Annotated in this window: 13 protein-coding genes; all 13 read left to right on the top strand. The window is 51.6% G+C overall.

Features of this window, described 5'->3' with window-relative positions; genetic code table 11:
• Nucleotides 1–659: 659 nt before the first annotated feature.
• Complete coding sequence (locus M6D81_RS16210; protein ID WP_262677959.1) at nt 660–872, top strand: hypothetical protein; 213 nt, start codon at nt 660–662, stop codon at nt 870–872.
• A gap of 44 nt (nt 873–916) precedes the next feature.
• Nucleotides 917–2,038: a slipin family protein gene (locus tag M6D81_RS16205; protein ID WP_262677958.1), complete on the top strand. Its 1,122-nt coding sequence runs from the start codon at nt 917–919 to the stop codon at nt 2,036–2,038.
• 244 nt (nt 2,039–2,282) lie between these two features.
• Nucleotides 2,283–4,505: an AraC family transcriptional regulator gene (locus M6D81_RS16200; protein WP_262677957.1), complete on the top strand. Its 2,223-nt coding sequence runs from the start codon at nt 2,283–2,285 to the stop codon at nt 4,503–4,505.
• A gap of 172 nt (nt 4,506–4,677) precedes the next feature.
• Complete coding sequence (locus tag M6D81_RS16195; protein WP_262677956.1) at nt 4,678–5,616, top strand: ABC transporter permease; 939 nt, start codon at nt 4,678–4,680, stop codon at nt 5,614–5,616.
• 13 nt (nt 5,617–5,629) lie between these two features.
• Nucleotides 5,630–6,496 (top strand): carbohydrate ABC transporter permease, encoded by an 867-nt coding sequence (locus tag M6D81_RS16190; RefSeq protein WP_262677955.1) that lies wholly within the window; start codon nt 5,630–5,632, stop codon nt 6,494–6,496.
• Nucleotides 6,497–6,533: 37 nt separating this feature from the next.
• A complete protein-coding gene (locus tag M6D81_RS16185) occupies nt 6,534–8,090 on the top strand; it encodes an extracellular solute-binding protein (RefSeq protein ID WP_262677954.1) in 1,557 nt (518 codons plus the stop codon).
• A 36-nt stretch (nt 8,091–8,126) separates the two neighbouring features.
• Complete coding sequence (locus tag M6D81_RS16180; RefSeq protein ID WP_262677953.1) at nt 8,127–10,646, top strand: DUF4855 domain-containing protein; 2,520 nt, start codon at nt 8,127–8,129, stop codon at nt 10,644–10,646.
• A gap of 179 nt (nt 10,647–10,825) precedes the next feature.
• Entirely contained in the window at nt 10,826–11,764 is a 939-nt protein-coding gene (locus tag M6D81_RS16175; protein WP_262677952.1) for an AraC family transcriptional regulator, read from the top strand.
• A gap of 194 nt (nt 11,765–11,958) precedes the next feature.
• Nucleotides 11,959–13,344, top strand: a complete 1,386-nt coding sequence (locus tag M6D81_RS16170; protein ID WP_262677951.1) for an ABC transporter substrate-binding protein — start codon at nt 11,959–11,961, stop codon at nt 13,342–13,344.
• Nucleotides 13,345–13,371: 27 nt separating this feature from the next.
• The gene (locus M6D81_RS16165) at nt 13,372–15,303 is read left to right on the top strand and encodes a DUF4855 domain-containing protein (RefSeq protein WP_262677950.1); all 1,932 of its coding nucleotides are present in this window, start codon (nt 13,372–13,374) and stop codon (nt 15,301–15,303) included.
• 26 nt (nt 15,304–15,329) lie between these two features.
• Nucleotides 15,330–18,314 carry an NPCBM/NEW2 domain-containing protein gene (locus M6D81_RS16160; RefSeq protein WP_262677949.1) on the top strand — a complete coding sequence of 995 codons (2,985 nt, stop codon included), beginning with the start codon at nt 15,330–15,332 and terminating at the stop codon, nt 18,312–18,314.
• Between the two features lie 258 nt (nt 18,315–18,572).
• On the top strand, nt 18,573–19,082 hold the full coding sequence (locus M6D81_RS16155) for a CYTH domain-containing protein (RefSeq protein WP_262677948.1): 510 nt from the start codon (nt 18,573–18,575) through the stop codon (nt 19,080–19,082).
• 97 nt (nt 19,083–19,179) lie between these two features.
• Complete coding sequence (locus tag M6D81_RS16150) at nt 19,180–19,965, top strand: AAA family ATPase (protein ID WP_262677964.1); 786 nt, start codon at nt 19,180–19,182, stop codon at nt 19,963–19,965.
• The last annotated feature ends 6 nt before the right edge of the window (nt 19,966–19,971 follow it).

Here is a 19,971-nt window from a genome sequence, read left to right as displayed (position 1 = left end):
CCACTTTGTGGGGGTTATGCCGATAAGGAGCGTACGGGCCATATGAGTGTATGAATCCTACACTAGAGTGCCGAAAAAGGTCGTTCGAGCCGAAATAGTGTATGAATCCTACACTAGAGCGCCGAAAAGGGGCGTTCGAGCCGAGATAGTGTATGAATCCTACCCTAGAGCGCCGAAAAGGGGCGTTCGAGCCGAGATAGTGTATGAATCCTACACTAGAGTGCTGAAAAGGGGCGTTCGAGCCGAAATAGTGTATGAATCCTACACTGGAGCGCCGAAAAGGGGGCATGCGTAGCAAGAGGGGAGGACGCCGCTAGGCGTTTTTCTCATAGCTTGTCAACAAAGGTTATAAAGGAATGAACAATCTCTAATAGAGATTTTCATGATAGATTTCGGTTAGCAGTCTGTCAGCGGCATACCCGGGCAGGAACATCACTAGGTTCCGCAGTGCAGGCGCACTCTGTGCGCTTGTATGCTGTATGGATTGCGGGGCGCTAACCTCCAATATGTGGGATATTGGTTTCGGGTTCGATTCCCGGTCGCATTCAGGGCGATACACTCATGGTAGAGTACTCGACTTTCAATCGAGAAAAGGCTAACTGATCAAGAGACCTTAAACGGGAATAATCAGGGCAAACAGCGGCTAAGGCCACTGGCCGATGCTGCTGCGATCCACTGCCGCGCAGGCTTCGCAATCGGCGGATACCGATCGAGACGAGCGGACCGGGCTGGCTGTCCGGGAGACAGGTGCGCCAAGGAGAGAAGTCAGGCTTCGAAAGTGGTCTGTTGACGGGCAGCCAAGCAGGGCGCGAGCCTCCTTCTTAAGCCGTATTCCGTCTGGCAAGGCAGGATTATTCCCGCGAACAGGTTGACCTTAAGTTTATTTCACATTAACACTCGAAAAGAGGTGCTATATATGTTTAAAAAAGCAGCAATCGGCCGTGATGAGAGAGGGTTGTGGTTCAAAAACGGCAGCTATGTGAAGCATGTCCAACCCGGAACGTACCGATATGCCAGCTGGCTGGAGCAGTCCATTGTTCCTCTGAAAATGGCGCATCCCTTCGTTGTGCCCGGTCAAGAGCTGGATGTTTTCCTGCAAGATTCGGAGCTGGTGAAGGAGCTGAAGGTTGTCGAAGTACAGGATGACGAATATGTGCTGCATTATGAAGACGGACGCTTCGCCGGTTTGCTGACAGCCGGAGTGTATGCCTTTTGGAATACATTGAAAAAGCATAGCTTCACGACAATCGATACCCGTGATCCGGAAGTAGGGGCAAATGTGAACAAAGCCATATTGCCCCGGCTGAGTCGTTATGTGCAATCGTTCGAGGTGGGAAGCCATGAGACGGGCTTGCTGTTCTACGACAATGTGCTGCAGCGGGAGCTGACGCCGGGGAGATACTGCTTCTGGAAGGGGCCTGTACAAGTGGCCGTCCGCACCGCCGATCTGCGTATGCAGCAGCTCGATATGACCGGACAAGAGTTGATGACGGAGGACAAGGTGACACTAAGGCTCAACTTTGTGTGCCAGTATCGGATCGAGAATCCGCTCAAAGCGCTGGAAGTGAAGCATCTGGAGGATCAGGTGTACATCTTGCTGCAGCTTATTCTGCGGGAGTATGTGGGGACGATGAAGCTGGACGATATGCTGCGGATGAAGCAGGAGATAGGCGCGTTCGTGCTGAATCGTCTAGAGGAGAAAAGCGGCGATTACGGCATCCAGTTTCTGTCGGCGGGGCTGAAGGATATTATATTGCCCGGCGAGGTGAAGGATATTCTGAACACGGTGCTGCTAGCGGAGAAGCGGGCGCAAGCGAATCTGATAACGCGCCGGGAGGAGACGGCTTCCACTCGAAGCTTGCTGAATACGGCGAAGCTGATGGACGAGAACGAGACGCTGTTCAGGCTGAAGGAGCTGGAGTTCCTGGAGAAAATATGCGACAAGATCGGCCACATCTCCTTGACCGGCGGCGGCAATCTGCTGGAGCAGCTGAATTCGCTGTTGAGCGCGAAGGAGGCTGGCGGCAAGGGGGCATGATGGACAGAGTAAGTCGCAATGAATAAAGCCAAGGAACAGTCAAGCTTATTTTGACTGTTCTTTGGCTTTTATTCGTATTCTTTTCTTATAGCTTGAAAAACGCTGCGGAACGGGCAGAAACGGAAAATCAGAACTTGACGGACAAATGAGAACTAGGCAAACGGGAAAAGAGTGCTGTATAAATAGGACGTACTGGTCAATAGAGAACTTATAATGACAAAGGGGAAAGGGGTTATCCGCTACTATGTTCAGATCGACATCCTGGCGCATATTTGTGATCAGCGGTATTTTCTTCGCTATTACGATTATTCCGTTGTCGTTGTTTCTGGCAAATCGATTTTCTCAATTCGCATACTCACAGATGGGAACGTTCAATCAGGATCGCATCGATGATATGGCAGAGCGGACGGAGTTTATGCTGACCAAGCTGAAATGGTACAGTCTGAATATGTATGAAGACCATACCGTTCAAAGCTGGATATATGCCCCTGCCGAAAATTTGCTGGAAAATGCCGGTACGATGCGGGTTTTAACCAAGTATTTATCCAATGAGCCTTTTATTGAATCCGCTTACGTATTCAGCATGCTCAAACGTGAGGTCATCGACTCCAAAGTTGGACTGCTCCCGTTCGAGGAGTTCGACGATCAGCCGATGCTGCGGCGGATCGAACGCAATCCCGGGTCCTTCCTCCGCTACTTTGATCACCAAACAGGAGAAAACTCGTATTTGGCGCTCCAACTTCCTTCGACTCCTGCGCAGAAAAACCACGACGGATATCTTGTCGTCCTGTTCGACAAAAAGGAGCTGCGGAAGCATTTAATCTCGGGCGGCGGAAGAGTGGATACGCTGCTCTCGATTGTGGATGATCAGGGCAGGCTGATCCTGGGGGAATCGGATAAGCGGCTCGAGGAGAGCGTCGGCAACGTCCTGACAGGATTGAAGCGAGGATCATTCGAGCTGAACCGTGCCGGGGGAGAAGCGTTCGTTAATTATGCCCGTCTTGAATCAATGGGGTGGACCCTTATATCCATCACGGAGATGAAGCAATTCCGGGAAAAAGCCGAAGCGTTCAAAACCGTCATTATCGCCTGCTCGCTGCTGCTGCTTGCGGCGCTTCTCCTGATCGCCTATTGGAATTCCCGCCGTCTTGTGGGACCGTTCCGCCGGCTGGCGGATCAACTGCAGCGGAAGCTTGGCGTGAAGGGAGAGAACGATTACGGTGTCATCGAGCAGGGAGTCGTCATGCTTCGCGATCACTATCCGCTGATCAAGACCGAATATTTGCGGCAGTGGCTGCTGCAGGGCAGGCTTACCGATAGCGCCAGAGCAGCGATTGTCCGCGAATCCGGTCTGCTTCACTACGAATGGCTCCGGCTGGTCGTTGTCAAAGTTGATTCCTATTATGAAATGTCCGAGCAGTATGATTTTGTCTCGCGCAAGCTGCTCAAGTATGCCATCGGCAATATCGCGGAGGAGCTGCTGGGCCGGCCGGAACGGCCGATAGAGGTAGTCGATTTCGGCTCGGACCATCTCGTTGTGCTCGTTGGTGCGGCCAGTTCCTCGCCTGATCCCGAATTGACCAAAGAGCTGAAGGTACTGCGCCGGCAAGTTGCCAGCTACGTCAAATTGGACGTCACGATAGCGGAAAGCGATGCTCGCCGCGTGCATGATGATTTGCGCAAAGTATACGACGATATGAATGAACTGACTTTGTTCAAGTTTGTCAGCGGAGATGACAAAATCTACATCGAACAGGATTTTGAGCGCTATGCCGATCTGCAGGTTCCGATTGAGGGGGCCGTGCATGATGCTTTAATCCAGACCATTCGCAGCGGCAAAGAGGAGAAGGTGCTGGAGATGCTGGACGAGTGGTTCGTACGATTGCAGACGATGAACTATACCGAGTGCCAGCTCCAGCTGAAGCTGCTTCTGTTCGCAATCGTCAAATCGTTCAGCAAAATGACGTCCATCCAGAGTGTTGAAGGGATTGAGCACCACTTGAGGCAGTTCTCTACGCTTGCCGACGTTCATGAATGGCTCAAGAAGGAGACCGGCCGGATCATTCAGCTGCTTAGCGACCGAAAGGGATTCAACCGCAAAGAAAAGCTGATCGAGGAAATAATCGAATACGTTCGCTACCATATTCGTGACCCGATGCTGTCAGTGGATGAAATCGCGGATCATATCGCGTTGACGGGCAAATATGTTCGGCACCTGTTTCACGAGCAATATGGGATGCCGTTATCGCATTTTATTTTGAACGAGAGGCTTAACAAGGTTAAGGAGCTGCTGGAACAGACGAGTTTGCAGGTTGCCGACATTGCAGAGCAATCCGGTTTTCAGACAAAGAGCCATTTTTTCACCGCCTTTAAAAAAGCGACCGGCATGACGCCGACCCAATACCGCAACAGCAAGGCAGAAGAGCAAGCGGAGCAGGCGCAGATCGCCGAAAACCCGGCAAATTAGCGCAAAGCGGACGATTGCGAACCAGCCGGACAAATAATGACCTGCGGAATTCCCGCAAATCAGCCAATCGTGAACCGAATAAGGCCATTGAGAACTAGGCAAGCTTTTGCCGTGAATGCTACGATGGCATCGTTCGAATCTTGCAAGCCAAATAAGAAAGGAGGAACACTTTTTGGAGCGACGGAGAAGGTTTGGCGGGACGTTCGTGCGCGAGCTGTCGAGGAACCGGTATTTGTACCTGCTGGCGCTGCCCGGCATCGCATTTCTGGTCGTATTCGCGTATATGCCGATGCTGGGGCACCTGCTCGCCTTCCAGAATTACAGGCTGTCGGACGGAATATGGGGGAGCGAATGGGTCGGATTTAAAAACTTCGCATTTTTCTTCAATGGGAAAGATTGGCTGCGTGTGACACTGAACACGGTTTTCCTCAATGCCCTGTTTCTCGTATCCGGCCTCGGCAGCGCGGTTGTGCTGGCCATCTTTCTGAACGAAGTCCGGAACAAGTTGTTCAAGCGAATCGCGCAATCGTTTATTTTTTTACCGTACTTTATTTCATGGCTTGTCGTCAGCATGATGGCATTAACGCTGTTCGGCACATCGGAGGGGCTCATTAACCGCGTGCTTGCCGTTGTTGTTGGCTTCGAAGGCGTGGACTGGTATTTGACGCCCGGTGCATGGCCGTACATCCTCACCGTAATCAGCGCCTGGAAGATTGCCGGATACAATTCCATTATTTTTTTGGCGGTCATTACAGGAATCTCCGCGGAATATTACGAGAGCGCGCGAATCGAAGGCGCGAGCCGGATGCAGCAGATGCTCTACATTACGCTGCCGCTCATGCGGCCGATCGTGATGGTATTGACGCTGCTAGGCATCGGACGCATTTTCTACGGTGATTTCGGCATGATTTACGCGATCATCGGAGATAACGGCGTACTCTTTCCGACGACGGATGTCATCGACTCGTATGCGTACCGTGCACTGCGGCAGCTGGGCAATTTCAGCATGTCCTCCGCCGTTATCGTATATCAATCCTGCATGGGGCTTGTCATGATTCTGATCTTTAACGGGATTGCGCGCAAGGTGGACGCGGATTCAAGACTATTCTAAGGTGTGATCTATTGTGAGAGAACGGTTGTTTCTTGTTTTCATGTACGCGGTGCTGAGCGCGTTTGCACTGTTTTGCTTCATCCCGTTCTGGATCGTGTTCATCAACTCGTTCACCGATGAATCGATTTTGCAAACAGCGGGATATCAGCTGCTGCCGGGCAAATTCAGCCTTCACGCATACGAATTTCTGCTCTCCGGCAAGCAGGTGTTCCGCAGCTACGGCATTACGATTATTGTAACGATTGCCGGCACGTCGTTGGGCGTTCTCGTGACAGCCGCCTATGCGTATACACTGAGCCATCGGAAAGTGAAATATCGCAACATTTTATCGTTTTTGACCTTTCTGACGATGCTGTTCGGTGCGGGGCTGGTCGGCTTCTATATGCTGATCGCCAACTGGCTGCATTTGAAGGACTCGGTATGGGCGCTTATTTTGCCCTATCTGCTCAATCCGTTCTACGCCTTCATTCTCGTCTCCTACTACAGGACGCTGCCGTATGAATTGAATGAAGCGGCGACGGTGGACGGAGCCAATGATCTCTTTATTTTCTTTCGCATAATCTGGCCGATTGCACTGCCTGCCATCGCTACGGTGAGTCTGTTCTATGCGCTGCAATATTGGAACGATTGGTACTTGTCGCTGCTGTTTATCGACAATTACAAAATGCTGCCGCTGCAGATGATGATCCGCCAGCTGATGTCTAATTTGAATGTGATGGCTTATGTGAGCGGCAGTCAGACACAGTACAATGTTGTTGTGCCGACTTATGGCATGCAATTGGCGATCGTCTGTGTCACCATCGGCCCGATTGTGTTCGTCTATCCGTTCATTCAGCGCTTCTTCATTAAAGGATTGACGCTTGGGTCCGTAAAAGGGTAGAACGGCACCAATTTTATGAAACAGGGGGAATTCAACCGTGAAAAGACTGTTGTCCGTCGCGTTTATTATGTTAATCACGCTAGTCGCACTTGCGGGCTGTACAGACAAGAATGAAGAGGACGGGAAGCTGTCCGAACCTTCAGATCAGCCGGGAAACAGCACCGCAGCCGACGGTGACGCCAAGCTTGAAGAGGTGACGCTGAAAATTATGATTCCCGGCGACCGGCCGTCGGATATGGATTTGGTCATCGCCGAAGCGGAGAAACGCATGAAGGATACGATTAATGTCAAGCTGGACGTCGTGTTCGTGCCCTGGTCCGATCTGGCGCAAAAGACGCAGGTGACGCTTGCCTCCGGCGAAAACCTCGATCTTATCTTCGATGCGCCGTGGCTGCACATCAATCAGATGATTGCAAGCGGTTTCTATGAGCCGCTGGACGACCTGCTGGCCGAGTATGGCAAGACGGTGCTGGAGAAACGGCCTCAGCAAATGTGGAACTACAACAAGTACGGCGGCAAAATTATGGCCGTTCCGCTCGGCGTCAGCTACATGTCCGGCAATTCCTACATGGTGCGCAAAGACATTCGCGAGAAGCTCGGCGTCCCGCCGATCAAAACCTATGAAGACTTGATCGAATTCGCCTACAAGGTGAAGGAGCAGGAGAAAGGCATCATCCCGATGACCGCTGGCTCCGCCACTTATTCATTCGTTGCTCACCATGCGCTGAACGATTACGACACCCATGTCAGACCGACCCACGCGCTGGGCAACAGCCTGATGCTTTACTACAAGAACAATGATGGAAAAGTTTACAATTTGCTGGAGGATCGGGAGCCGATCGGAACGTGGCTGGCGAACACGCGCAAATGGTTTAATGACGGACTGATTTTCAAGGACATTTTGACGACGAAAGATTTTCACCAGCCGATCTCGGCAGGCAAAGTGGCGATCGTCACGAACGGCGCGTTCGGCATCGGCGATTCCCTCAAGAACACGCTCAACAACAATGTGCCAGACAGCGAGCTGGAAACGGTCACCTTCTTTAATCCGGAGAAGGGCGCGAACATAACCGATTTTAAACAGTGGAATTTCCTGGCTGTTCCGAAGGTGAGCAAAAACAAGGAACGGGCCATTATGTTCCTGAACTGGGCGAATGAGAAGGAAAACTACGACCTGCTCTCTTACGGAATCGAAGGAAAGCATTGGGAAGCGGTAGGAGAGGACAAAATGAAAAACCTGGATACTTCCGGCTACTCTGCATTCGGCTATGTATGGCTATGGAATCCGACCGATGAGCGCAGAGTTGTAGATAGCGACCCGCAGAACGATGAATTCGAAGCCGTGCTTCGCGATGCAGACATGTTCACGCCCGATATTTTGGCCGGTTTCGAATTTGACGGCACTCCGGTGCAAAATGAGGTCAGCCAGTACAATATAGCTGACGGGCAATATTACACAGCGCTGTTCAACGGGGTTATTGACCCGGACGAAACCTTGCAGAAATTCGATGCGGAGGCCGGCTCCGCCCTCAAAAAAATTCAGCAGGAATTGCAAAAGCAGATCGATGAGTTTCTGGCGGCAAAGGCGCAATAGTACGGAATCGCTAAAAATAAAAAGGAGCTGACCCAAATGAATCCGATCAAAAAATGGGGATCTGTCCTGATGGCAGCAGCTTTGCTGATAACTCCGATTTCTGCAATGCAGGTGAAATCTCCCGTTGCGGCTGCGTCCGCTAATCAGGCGGCCACACCATCGGCAACGGAGCAGACGAATGTCCGCAATCTCGCAGCAGGTCTTCCCTATGAATGGTCTGAAGCGCCGGAAGTTTCGCATCCCGATGACGGATACAAGCTTACGGATGGGATATACGGCACATTGGATATGAACGACCCGGCATGGGTAGGGCATCTGCGCGGAAAAACGCGCGAAGTCGTATTCGATCTGGGGGAGGAAAAGTCGGTCGGGAGGATAACCGCTCATTTTTTCCAAGACTATCCGACAAATTCGATTCTCGTGCCACTGTCGGTATCGATGTATGTCTCTGACGACAAGGAAAATTGGGGACTGCTTTCCCATAACGCTACGCAATTGCTTTGGGGAGGAGGACCGCCCAGACAGGAGACCTTTGAATGGGATGGCAGCCGGGACGGAATCAAAGGCGGGTATACGGATGGCGAGCTGGCTTACGCCCGTTATGTGAAAGTAGCATTTTCGATGCATCATGCGCTATGGGAATATATTGACGAAATCGAAATTATAGGTATGGACGGCAAAGTTGACGGGGCAGTAAAGGTTCCTGCCGAGCAGCCTCATTTTTTGGAGCCGGGGGAAGCCACAGCCGGTATCCGGAATCTGAATCTGCTGTATAACGGACAATACGCGAACGGTTTGGGCGATTGGAACAAGGAACGGCTTATCCCTAACATCAGTTATGTAAATAAAGACGGCGAGCCGGTCGATTGGCTTTTTGACGGCGTTCTATATCTCGGGATTGCTTCGCCTGCCGGCCGCGATTTCGGCCTTGGGCAAACGAATCTGGACGATTGGAACTGGTATTTGGATAAAACATTTGCAGCCTCGGGGGATATGCAGCAGTTGAATGAGGCGGCCATGGAAGTCGGAGCCAAGCTGAATCAGCCTGATCATCAAGTGAAGGTTGTGCTAATGATTCCGAATCCCGGGGAATCCTTGACAGATTTTGGCGATATTGACGGCAGCGGTTCCTTGAATTTTAACGACTCCGTCGCAGGCAAAGAAATGGCATTTGAAAACAGGAAAAAAGCGGTACAGTGGTGGCTGGATCAGGTTCAGCAAAGATGGCAAGCCGCGAGCTATTCCAATCTTGATCTTGTTGGCATGTACTGGATGCCGGAACAAATCGAGATATCTGAATCGGGACCGGACACGCTTCGCGCGGTGACGGAAAAAGTGCACGCCATGAACAAGAAGGCCTTCTGGATTCCGCACTCTATGGCTTACAAAATGTTTATGTGGAAAGACGTCGGCTTGGACGCCGCGGCTTACCAGCCGAATTACTTCTTTGGCGGAATGGATTCCGACCGTCTGGAAGATGCTGCGAATAATGCCAAGCGGTACGGGATGGGGAACGAAGTTGAATTCGATGACGGAGTGCTGACAGATCCCGTACTCCGCCAGCGTTTTATCGAATACTTGGACAGCGGCGTCAGATCCGGCCTGATGCAGAACGGTTTCAGAGCTTACTATCAAGGCAATAATGCCGTATACAACTTGGGGGTGAGCAAGGACCCGGGTTTGCGTTTAATGTATGACTGGCTGTACCAGTATTTGAATGGAACGTACGCCATTGACAGCAGCCCGTCGCCGGAGACGATGGCGGAGCTTGTACAGGGTTATGTCGCGTCGGATGAAATCAATTCTGTTTTTGGCGATGAGTTGTTGTATCGTTTGCAGATCATCAAGCTTCTTCTGGACCAAAACAAGCTGAAAGACGCCGTAACGTATATGCAGGATTTTCTCGCACACATTCACGACCCGGCTGTGCAAGCGCAAGGGCTAATTTCGGCTTCGGCAGCAACGCTGCTTGATACTTACGCCCAGGTTCTCATTCAAACCTGGTCAGATGGCTGGGGGCTCAGCAATTTGGTTCTTGGCGACAATTACACGATTTCGCTGCCGCCTAACAGCAACTATCCTGATTCCGGGAACGAACTTACGAACGGCCTGTTCGGCGGGACGGATTTTCGCAACGAGCAGTGGCAGGGCTATGCGGGAAGTGAGTACCCGGAGGAACGAAACCGCACCATCACATTTGATCTGGGCCGCAACAAATCAATCGGGCTAGTTAGAGCCCGTTTTCTTCAGGATAAAGGGCCCGGCATCTATTTCCCTCAGAACGTCACTTTCTCCGTTTCAACTAACGGCCAAACCTGGAGCACGCTGGCAACCGCTTCTCCGCCATCGGTACAGGACGCTGTCTCGGCCGAGTTCGTGAGATGGAGCGGGATAACAGACGGCGTGCCGGGGAAAGCGGGAGCCGATAAAGTATACGCCCGCTACGTCAAAGTTGAATTCCCGGTCAACGTCTGGGTCTTCCTTGATGAAATCGAAGTTCTCGGTGTTGACGGCAAGGCGGCCGGCGCCGCAGTTTTGGCGGCTAAGCCGCAATAAAACGAAATCAATTGAAAACGAATAAACCGAGGTTGCTCATCCATGCTTCAGACCGCCCGATGATGTGAACCGAACCGGCACCTCCCTGAATTGCACTGCACTTTGGCGGAGGTGCCTTTCGTTAACCGCAGCAAGAAACGCATCCGCGGCGAATTCTTGATTCGAGGGGTCGATGACTGATGGCGCTCCATTGGATTCATGCCGATTTGGCCGAATTTACAAGAAGAGGGATTATGTATTTTCATTCCGAGTCAGAGATGGCGGACAGTCTGCAGTGCAAAATATACCGGATTACAGAGCAAATGGGCAGTATCCGGGATCATATGCATAATTATTTTCAAACTTGGTACGTCACGAAAGGCGAGTTCATCCATACTATTCACGGACGAAAATACCACATGATAAAGGGAAATATTTTCGTTATTCCGCCTTACGCCGTCCATCGCGTCGACTGGATTCCGGGCCGGAAGGCAGAGGTGATCGGCTGTGAATTTCTTCCATCCTTTGTCAATGAACGGCTGGAGGCGACGGAGGAAGGGGACTTGCCGTTCGATTTGGCCTTTATCGCGCCTTTTCTGACCGAGGAGGAGCGGGTTCTGCCCAAAATGACGCTGACGAGAGCCGCCGATCAGACGGTGTCGGAATTGCTTGCGGAGATGCTCGCCGAATACGCCGCCAGAGCGCCGGGATTTGAAATGCTGCTGAAGGCGAACCTGCTGAAGCTGCTGACGATTCTCGTGCGGGAGCATGCGGACAACGGGGAAAAAAGCGTCAATACGGTCATGGACAGGCATCGCGAGGCGATGGTGGAGGCGATCCGGTACATTGAAGCGAATTATGACCAGTCGTTGCGTCTGGAGGAGCTTTGCACCATGACGATGCTGTCCCGCACTCTCTTCTGCGATTTGTTCAAGCGGGTCGCCGGCAGGACGTTCAGCCGGTACGTGACGGAGCTTCGTATCCGCGCGGCAATGGAACTGCTCACGCAGCCCTCCGCGACGGTGACGGACGTCTGCTTCAAGGTCGGCTTCAACGAGTTGCCTTATTTCTGCCGCATATTCAAAAAGCACACGGGTATGTCTCCCGCCTATTACAAAAAGAACGCCTGCCTCTGCTAGCATTCTCCGACCGTACGTTTGTCCAACAAGTTTGAACGATAGTAAAAGGATAAAAACGGGCAGGGTGCTATAATTTGGCGAGAGGAAAATGTAATCGCTTCCATTTGCTGGGGGCATTTCGATTTTCCCGGGAAGCGGGAAGCCGCGAAGGCGGATGAACGCGGAAGGATAACAAAGAGGAGGCGTCGCAGGCAATGGGCAAAAAAAGGAAAGGTCAATCGTTTCTGGTTGTATTGTTCGCTATGATTGTGCTTTTGACGGCATGCACGGGGGGCGGTGGCGATCCCGAAGGCGAACCGAAGACGGAGCCTTCGGCCGCGACAGAGCCGGATGCAGGGCAGGAGAAGAGCGAGGAAGGAAATCAGGCCCCGGAGGAGGAGCAAACGATCGATATGCAAGGGAAGCCGGTGCGCGTTCTGGCGTGGGGATATGCCGGCGGAGAGGCGGGCACCGAGGCAGGCGAGCAGCGAATCGCCCTCGAGCAGGAATTGGAGAATAAATACAATACTAAGTTTCAATTCGATCAGGTTCCCTGGGGCGATGTCCAGGACAAAATTACTGCGTCCATCATAGCCGGCGAGCCGATCGCGGATATCTTCCTGCTGGAGCGGTTTCGGGCATTCCCGTCGATGGTGCAGAAGGATTTCCTGCAGCCGATTGACGGCATTCTGGATATCGACAGCGAGAAGTGGCCTGCCGATTTGCGGATGACCGGCAGTTTTAATGGCGAAGTGTACGGCTTCTCGACGGCAGTAGGCGGCGGGGGCGGCATTTACTACAACAAGGCGATATTGCAGAAGGAGGGCTTGCCAGATCCGCAGGAACTGCATGAGAAAGGGGAGTGGAATTGGGATGCGTTTTTGGATATCGCGAAGAAGGCGACCAAGGATACGAACGGTGACGGGAAAATTGACCAGTACGGGCTGGCGCTGACCTCGTTAAACTTCGTGCCGGCATTTATCGCGTCGAATGACGGAGACGTGACGAAGGTGGTCGACGGCAAGCTGGCTTTCGCCGGCGATGACGAAAATGCGATGGAAGCGCTTCGGTTTTACAGCGATTTGAGCAATGTGCACAAAGTCGTCAAGCCGAACCAGACTGACAATTGGGAGGATTACATCAACGCCTTCAACGAAGGCATCGTCGCGATGCGGTACGGAGAAGGCTGGGAAGGAGGCGGCATTCAGACGAATCTGGGCAATGAGTACGGTTTCATCTTCATTCCGAAAGGGCCGAAAGCGACCGCTTACCACAACGCGATGCAGCCGACGCTCTGGTTCGTGCCAAAGGGCGCGAATCCGGATGCGGTCCGCATCTACGCCGAGTACCTGTTCGGCTACATGCCGAAGGAAGGTGAGCTGGACGCTTGGACCGAGACGCTGTTTGCCGATCAGAAGAGCCTCGACAACTATATAGAGATGGGCAACATTATGACACCGAAGGATTGGGAGGGAATCCCTCATTTTGGCGAGGAAATCCGCAAGGCCTGGGACAATATCGGAGCAGGCAAGGCAACGCCGGAAACGGCCATGAAGAGCATTCGTCCGGTGCTGGAAGGGCTGCTCGACGCAGCGCAATAATAATAGACCGAATAAGGAGGTTGTGTTATGACTTCTGTCCACAAAACAGGATTCACCCTTATGTTAGCCGCTGTCATGTTATTTTCGCTCGCTCCAAACGCATTTGCCAAACAAGAAACGCAAGACCCGGAAAACCTGGCTGCGGGGTTAAGCTACCAGTTCTCTACCGCCGCTTATGAAGGCTACCCTGACTCAGGCAATGAGTTGACCGATGGCATGTACGCGTCGATGGACTTCCTGGATAGCGCCTGGCAGGGGCACCTTCGGGGAATGACCCGAGAAGTTGTATTTGACTTGCAGGATTTTAAATCGATTAACGCCGTGAAAGCGCATTTTATGCAGGACACGGGCAACGGTATTTTTTATCCCAATACAGTGTCCATGTACGCGTCGGATGACGGCGTGAACTGGGCGCCTCTGTCGCATAAAAACACCGCAATCCAGCTCTGGCTGCCGGGGCCGCCGACAGATCAGGCATTTGTCTGGGATATTGCGGCCGACAGCTTGCCGAAAGAGAAAGGAAATGCGGAGTTCGTCTATACGCGATATGTAAAAGTTACGTTCATGACCCAAGTATGGACCTTTCTCGATGAAATCGAAATTTGGGGTGTCGACGGCAAAGCCCGTCACGCCGTCAAGCTGAAGCCGGAGCATCCAGCTTACCTGCAGCCGGGCAAAGTGACGGGAGGCATCCGCAATCTTGCGCTGCTGTATAACGGACATTACGATAGCGGGGCCGGAGATTGGACGAAAGACAATATCATCCCGTACATCAGCTACGTGAACGCGCAAGGAGAACCGGTCGACTGGCTATACGACGGGGTGCTTTATCTCGGCATTAGGACGCAGGACGGGCAGCGGGACTTTGGCATCAATGCCAAGCTTGAAGATTGGTATTGGTATCTGGACAAAACGTTCGCTCTGCAAGGCGATATGTGGCAGCTCAATGAAGCGGCAGAAGAGGTTGGCGCAAAATTGGGCGAACCGAAACGCAAGACAAAGGTCGTGCTGATGGTTCCGAACCCGGGCGATGCGGCTGGCGAGTTCGGCGATGTTGACGGCGACGGCGTGATAGAGAACTTCAACCCGGATCAGGTCGGCATGGAAGCGGCTTTCGCCGACAAGCAAAAAGCGATAGATTGGTATATGGATCAGGTGAAACAACGCTGGACCGAGCACGATTATTCCAATCTCGAGTTGGCCGGGATGTATTGGATGGCGGAAAGCGCCGACCTTTATGATGAGAACGATACAAAGATCATCCAACATACGAGTCGACTGGTCCATCGGGAAAAACAGAAGTTTTTCTGGATCCCTAATTTTTTAGCCAAGGGCGTATTCGCTTGGGAGAAGCTTGGCTTCGATGCGGTAGCGCAGCAGCCGAATTACTACTTCGATGAGACGGATCCGTCCCGGATTCAAGATTCGGCCGGTCTTTCCAAGCAATACGGCATCGGCGTGGAGATGGAATTCGATACACGGATGAATTCGTTTCTCACGTACAGGGACCGTTATATCGAGTATTTGAACGGCGGAGTCGACTACGGTTATATGAACGATGTCTACAAAGCTTATTATCAAGGCAATGTCGGGCTGCGCGATAGTGCAAGAAGCAATGATCCGAATAATCGCATTCTATACGATTGGATGTATCAATTCGTCACCCAAAACTATCAAAAAAATGATACGAATGTATCTCCAGAGACGATGGCTGAGCTTGTAAATCGATATGTCGCGTTGAACGAGATCGACCCGGCTTTCGGCAATGACTTATCGTACCGCTTGCAGATCATCAAGCAGCTTCTGGACGACAACAATCCAGATGAGGCCGTAACGTATATGCAGGATTTTCTCGCGCATATTCACGACGAAGCCGTCCAAGCGCAAGGATTGATATCCGCCCGAATAGCATCGGTGCTTGATTCCTACGCACAAGTTCTCATTCACGGACGAGAATAAAAATAAAAGAAAGGATGATAGCCGCAATGACCAACCATTGGTTTCAAAAGTCGTTGGTAACGCTTTTGTTTTGGTTTACGCTGGGTATTGGGATGTTGGGGTTCAATCAATCGCAAGCTCATGCGCTTGACAATGGGCTTGCGGAAACGCCTCCGATGGGCTGGAATGGCTGGAACACCTTTAGTTGCAGCGTTGATGCCGATCTCGTGAAGGAAACGGCTAATAAGATTGTGGAGTCCGGAATGAAAGAAGCGGGCTATCAATACGTCAACCTCGATGATTGCTGGATGCTTGATCATCGCGATGAAAACGGCAATTTGATTCCCGATCCGGAAAAGTTTCCGGACGGAATTAAGGAGGTCGCCGATTATGTACACTCTCTTGGTCTGAAGATGGGGATTTACGCAAGCGCAGGTATCACGACTTGTGCCAATTATCCCGGGAGTCTCAATCATGAAAGGAAAGATGCCCAAAGCTTTGCCGAGTGGGGAATCGACTATTTAAAGTATGATAATTGCGGCGACACTCTGGATCGACCGATACAGGAACGCTATTCGAAGATGCGCGATGCGCTTGCGGCTACAGGACGGGACATTGTCTTCAGTATGAGCGTTGGAGGAAGCGATAATCCGTGGCAATGGGGCAAGCAAGTGGGGAATCTGTGGCGGACAACCGGTGATATTAGTGATTCGTATATAAGGATGTTATTCCATATCCTTAGGAATGTTGAACTGTATCCGTATGCCGGTCCAGGCTATTGGAATGATCCCGATATGTTGGAAATCGGTAACGGGGGCAAGAGTCTGGAAGAATATCGTACCGAACTTGGTCTTTGGTCCATTATGGCTGCGCCATTGCTTGCGGGTACCGATCTAGTGAATGCCCCCCAGGAAATTCTAGATATTTACGCCAATCGTGAAGTGACTGCGGTGAATCAGGACCCAATCGGCATACAGGGACGTCCCATCAAGCAGCAAAACGATGGAAATTTTGTATTGTTGAAACCGATGGCCAATGGGGACAAAGCCGTGTTGTTCTTCAACTCAACCGATGATGCGTCAAATGTGGAGATAAATCTTAGTCAATTGGGCATACCGCCCTCTGTTGACCAGAAAACCTATACGGTTCGGAATCTCTGGGCACATGAAACAACAACGACCACAGAAAAAATCAGTGCTTCTGTTCCGGCTCACGGGATTATGATGTATCGAATCAGTCCGGGAACGAGTAATGAGGTTTCAACTGACGGATTCAAGCGTATTATCAATCATGACGGCAAAGAAATTTGGGTGAAATCGTTGTCTGACGGAAGCAAAATGATTACAATGGTCAACCGGACAACTGCAGCGACAACAATCAGTGCCGAACCGGAAAAATTAGGTTTCAAACATGCTTCGGCTTATTTGGCTGAAGACTATTGGACTGGCCAAATCATGAGTTATGCCGACAAAATCGTCGCCAATGTTGAACCGTTTTCTGCAGTCACCTACCGCGTTGCACTCGGAACACCAAACGAGGTGCCGGCCGCTGTCGGTATATCCTTTGACGCTCCTTCTGTTATAGCCCCAGGTGAAACCAAAACGATCATCACAACGATGACCAATTATGGAAGAGTGGCTGTCCATAACCTGGATATCAATCTGAATGCACCGGAAGGATGGGAAGTAATCCCCGGATCGGATACCATATTTCAAACCATTCCGCCGAAAGGCAAAAACAATTCCGTCAAGGTGAGTTGGAAGGTGACGGTGCCTCAAGACGCTGGGACTGGCTGGAGTCATCTTGCAGCGGATGCCATGTACGGTTCAGGTAAGGGGATTCAGGGGCATGCACTCTCGGGATTTTCCGTGCAGGTCCCGTCTGCCCCTCCGACGGAAGACACATTTCTCAGCGACATGCATTTTATCGGCAATGTTTCAAACGGCTGGGGTCCGGTTGAAAGGGATACAAGTGTCGGCGGGATCGGTAAAGGTGATGGCAATATGATCACTGTGAACGGTGCAGGGTATGAAAAAGGATTGGGTGTCCATGCGAACTCTAACGTTTCGTTTTATATCGGCAAAAGCTTTTCAAGATTTATCTCTGATATTGGACTAGACGGTGAAACTCAAGGGGGGGCTGTCATCTTCGAAGTGTGGGGAGACGGGGAAAAACTCTATGAAAGCGGTGTAATAAAAGATGACGCGGATTCCCGGCATGTCAATATTGATGTTTCCGATTTCGATGTTCTTATGCTGGAAGTAAAGAGCGGTGGCGTCGGCAATGGTGCGGATCATGCTGATTGGGCCGGGGCTAAGCTGTTGAAAGAGGTGTTAGTAGATGACATCAAGATCAACGGGGATTCCTTATCAAGCTTTGATCACGTAACCAAAGATTACTACATGACATTTTTGGAAGGCACGATATCGGATGTACCCACGGTGGAAGTCGTTCCGGCCAATAACGATGTCATAGTAAATATTTCACCGGCTGAGCAACTTCCGGGTACTACCGTGATTACAGTCACCTCGGCAGATGGAGCAGTGACGAGAACGTATAACATTCATTTTAACATTACTTCACAATTGTATTTAAGCGACCTTCCGTGGATTTATGCGACGACTGGCTGGGGAACGATACATCGAGATGCCAGTGTCGAAGGGAACCCGATTACATTGTTAAGTGATTCGGGCGTTGTCACCTATGGTAAAGGAATTGGAACCCATGCTAATTCAGAAATCATTTACGACATTGCCGGGAGAGGGTATGATCGCTTTCAATGCTACGTAGGCCTTGATCAGGAGAAAAATATGAACGATGTCGGATCCGTAAATTTTCAAGTATGGGCCGATGGTGAAAAATTATTTGACAGCGGGACGATGAAAAGAGACACTCCGGCCAAGTTTGTTGATGTTGATGTTAGTGGAAGGCAACAATTAAAGTTAGTCGTTACCGATGCCGGCGATGGAAATGGCAATGATCACGCCGATTGGGCGGACGCCCAATTCATTGCTGACAGCTTAAATCGTTGAGTTCACGCGGCATGTGAACGCCCGTTTGGCGCGTAATTTCATATCGTCTGCAGCTGAGCCGCAAGAGCGGCTTGGCTGCTTGCTGTTCTCTGAGTCAGCCGGGGCTCTCGCCGAAAGTGATAACTGGATTGGTTGGAGCAAGGAAGACCGGAGTAAGCGATTCCACCTCGTGGTGAACAAAATCCGGTATGAATAAAGTTGCTTCCCGCATGGCGATTTGGTACATTCAAAGAATCGATGGCAAGAGGAGTGGATGAGATGGGAATGGAGATAGAGAAGAAGTATTTGCTGCCGCAGCAGTCACTGGACAAGCTGGATTCCGGGGAGCTTGCGTTGGTGTCGGAGCAGCGAATTGAACAGACTTATATCGCGATAGATGAGCAGCAGGAGCTGAGAGTCCGCCGCATTACGGATATGGCTGCGGGGGAAGTGTCCTACACCCATACGTTCAAACGGGGCAACGGACTTGTACGTGAAGAAGTGGAATACGATATTTCGGAAGGCATCTATGAGCAAGTGATGAACGCCTTCGGCTATACGCCTCTGACGAAAAACCGCCTGACCGCGCAGTGGAACGGGAGAACGGTGGAGATCGATATGTACGACCAGATTCAACTGGCTGTGCTGGAGGTGGAATTCGCCTCTGTAGAGGAGGCGGAGGCGTTCGTCGCGCCGGAATGGTTCGGCGAAGATATCAGTTCGCAGAAGCAGTACAGCAACAAGACGGTGTGGAAGCAGCTGCAAGGAGATAAATGGAGACGGAATTAGGGGTCTCCGAATAATAGAGATAGACAATGGTAGAAAACTGGATATAAGCAAGTATGACAGAGGGTATTGGATTGGTTTGTTTGACAGTGAAAGCAAGATGGAGGTTGGTGTAGAGGTGTCTCTGTATGAATTAGGTCATTACTTGCGGAAGGTTTATCTGCTGCGGGAACAGGTTCCTTCCTTCGAGTCGTATCCGTTCAGCCTGGATGCCGTACGGCATCTCGACGAGCTTGCGTTCCATCCCAAGGTGACGTTCATCGTAGGAGAGAACGGAGCGGGCAAGTCGACCTTGATCGAAGGCATCGCCGTGGCGCTGGGGTTCAATGCGGAAGGGGGAACGATGAACTTCACCTTCGAGACGGCGGCGACCCATTCCCCGCTGCATGAATACTTGCGCACGGTGAGAGGGCCGAGAAGACCGAGGGACGGCTTCTTCTTCCGTGCGGAGAGCTATTACAATCTGGCGACCAATATCGATGAGATGGACCGGGAATTCTCCTTCGGTCCGCCCATCATTGAATCGTACGGCGGAAAGTCGCTGCACGAGCAGTCGCACGGGGAGTCGTTCTTCGCGACCTTCCTGCATCGGTTCAGCGGGAACGGCCTGTACATTCTGGACGAGCCGGAGGCGGCGTTATCCCCCTCCCGCCAGATGGCGATGCTTGCCCGCATGCATCAGCTCGTGGAGGGCAACTCCCAATTCATTATCGCTACGCACTCGCCGATTCTAATGGCGTATCCCGACGCGATTATCTATCAGCTGAACGAAGACGCGATAGACGAAGTCCGCTGGGAGGAGACGGAGCATGTGGCGGTCACGAGACAGTTCGTGAACAATCCGCAGCGTCTGCTATGCGATCTGCTGGCCGGCGACGAGGAGTGAGCGGCA

Origin of the sequence: Paenibacillus sp. J5C2022 (genome assembly GCF_025567625.1) — a bacterium.
Classification (GTDB): Bacteria; Bacillota; Bacilli; order Paenibacillales; family Paenibacillaceae; genus Pristimantibacillus.
Note: the sequence above shows the minus strand (reverse complement) of the source record. Positions and strands in the feature narration are given on the sequence as shown.

Bases quoted from the DNA above. Each gene is read 5' to 3' on its own strand.
- M6D81_RS16180 (WP_262677953.1), top strand. From the start codon at position 8,127: ATGAATCCGATCAAAAAATGGGGATCTGTCCTGATGGCAGCAGCTTTG.
- M6D81_RS16175 (WP_262677952.1), top strand. From the start codon at position 10,826: ATGGCGCTCCATTGGATTCATGCCGATTTGGCCGAATTTACAAGAAGA.
- M6D81_RS16160 (WP_262677949.1), top strand. From the start codon at position 15,330: ATGACCAACCATTGGTTTCAAAAGTCGTTGGTAACGCTTTTGTTTTGG.
- M6D81_RS16200 (WP_262677957.1), top strand. From the start codon at position 2,283: ATGTTCAGATCGACATCCTGGCGCATATTTGTGATCAGCGGTATTTTC.
- M6D81_RS16165 (WP_262677950.1), top strand. From the start codon at position 13,372: ATGACTTCTGTCCACAAAACAGGATTCACCCTTATGTTAGCCGCTGTC.
- M6D81_RS16150 (WP_262677964.1), top strand. From the start codon at position 19,180: ATGGAGGTTGGTGTAGAGGTGTCTCTGTATGAATTAGGTCATTACTTG.
- M6D81_RS16210 (WP_262677959.1), top strand. From the start codon at position 660: ATGCTGCTGCGATCCACTGCCGCGCAGGCTTCGCAATCGGCGGATACC.
- M6D81_RS16155 (WP_262677948.1), top strand. From the start codon at position 18,573: ATGGGAATGGAGATAGAGAAGAAGTATTTGCTGCCGCAGCAGTCACTG.
- M6D81_RS16170 (WP_262677951.1), top strand. From the start codon at position 11,959: ATGGGCAAAAAAAGGAAAGGTCAATCGTTTCTGGTTGTATTGTTCGCT.
- M6D81_RS16205 (WP_262677958.1), top strand. From the start codon at position 917: ATGTTTAAAAAAGCAGCAATCGGCCGTGATGAGAGAGGGTTGTGGTTC.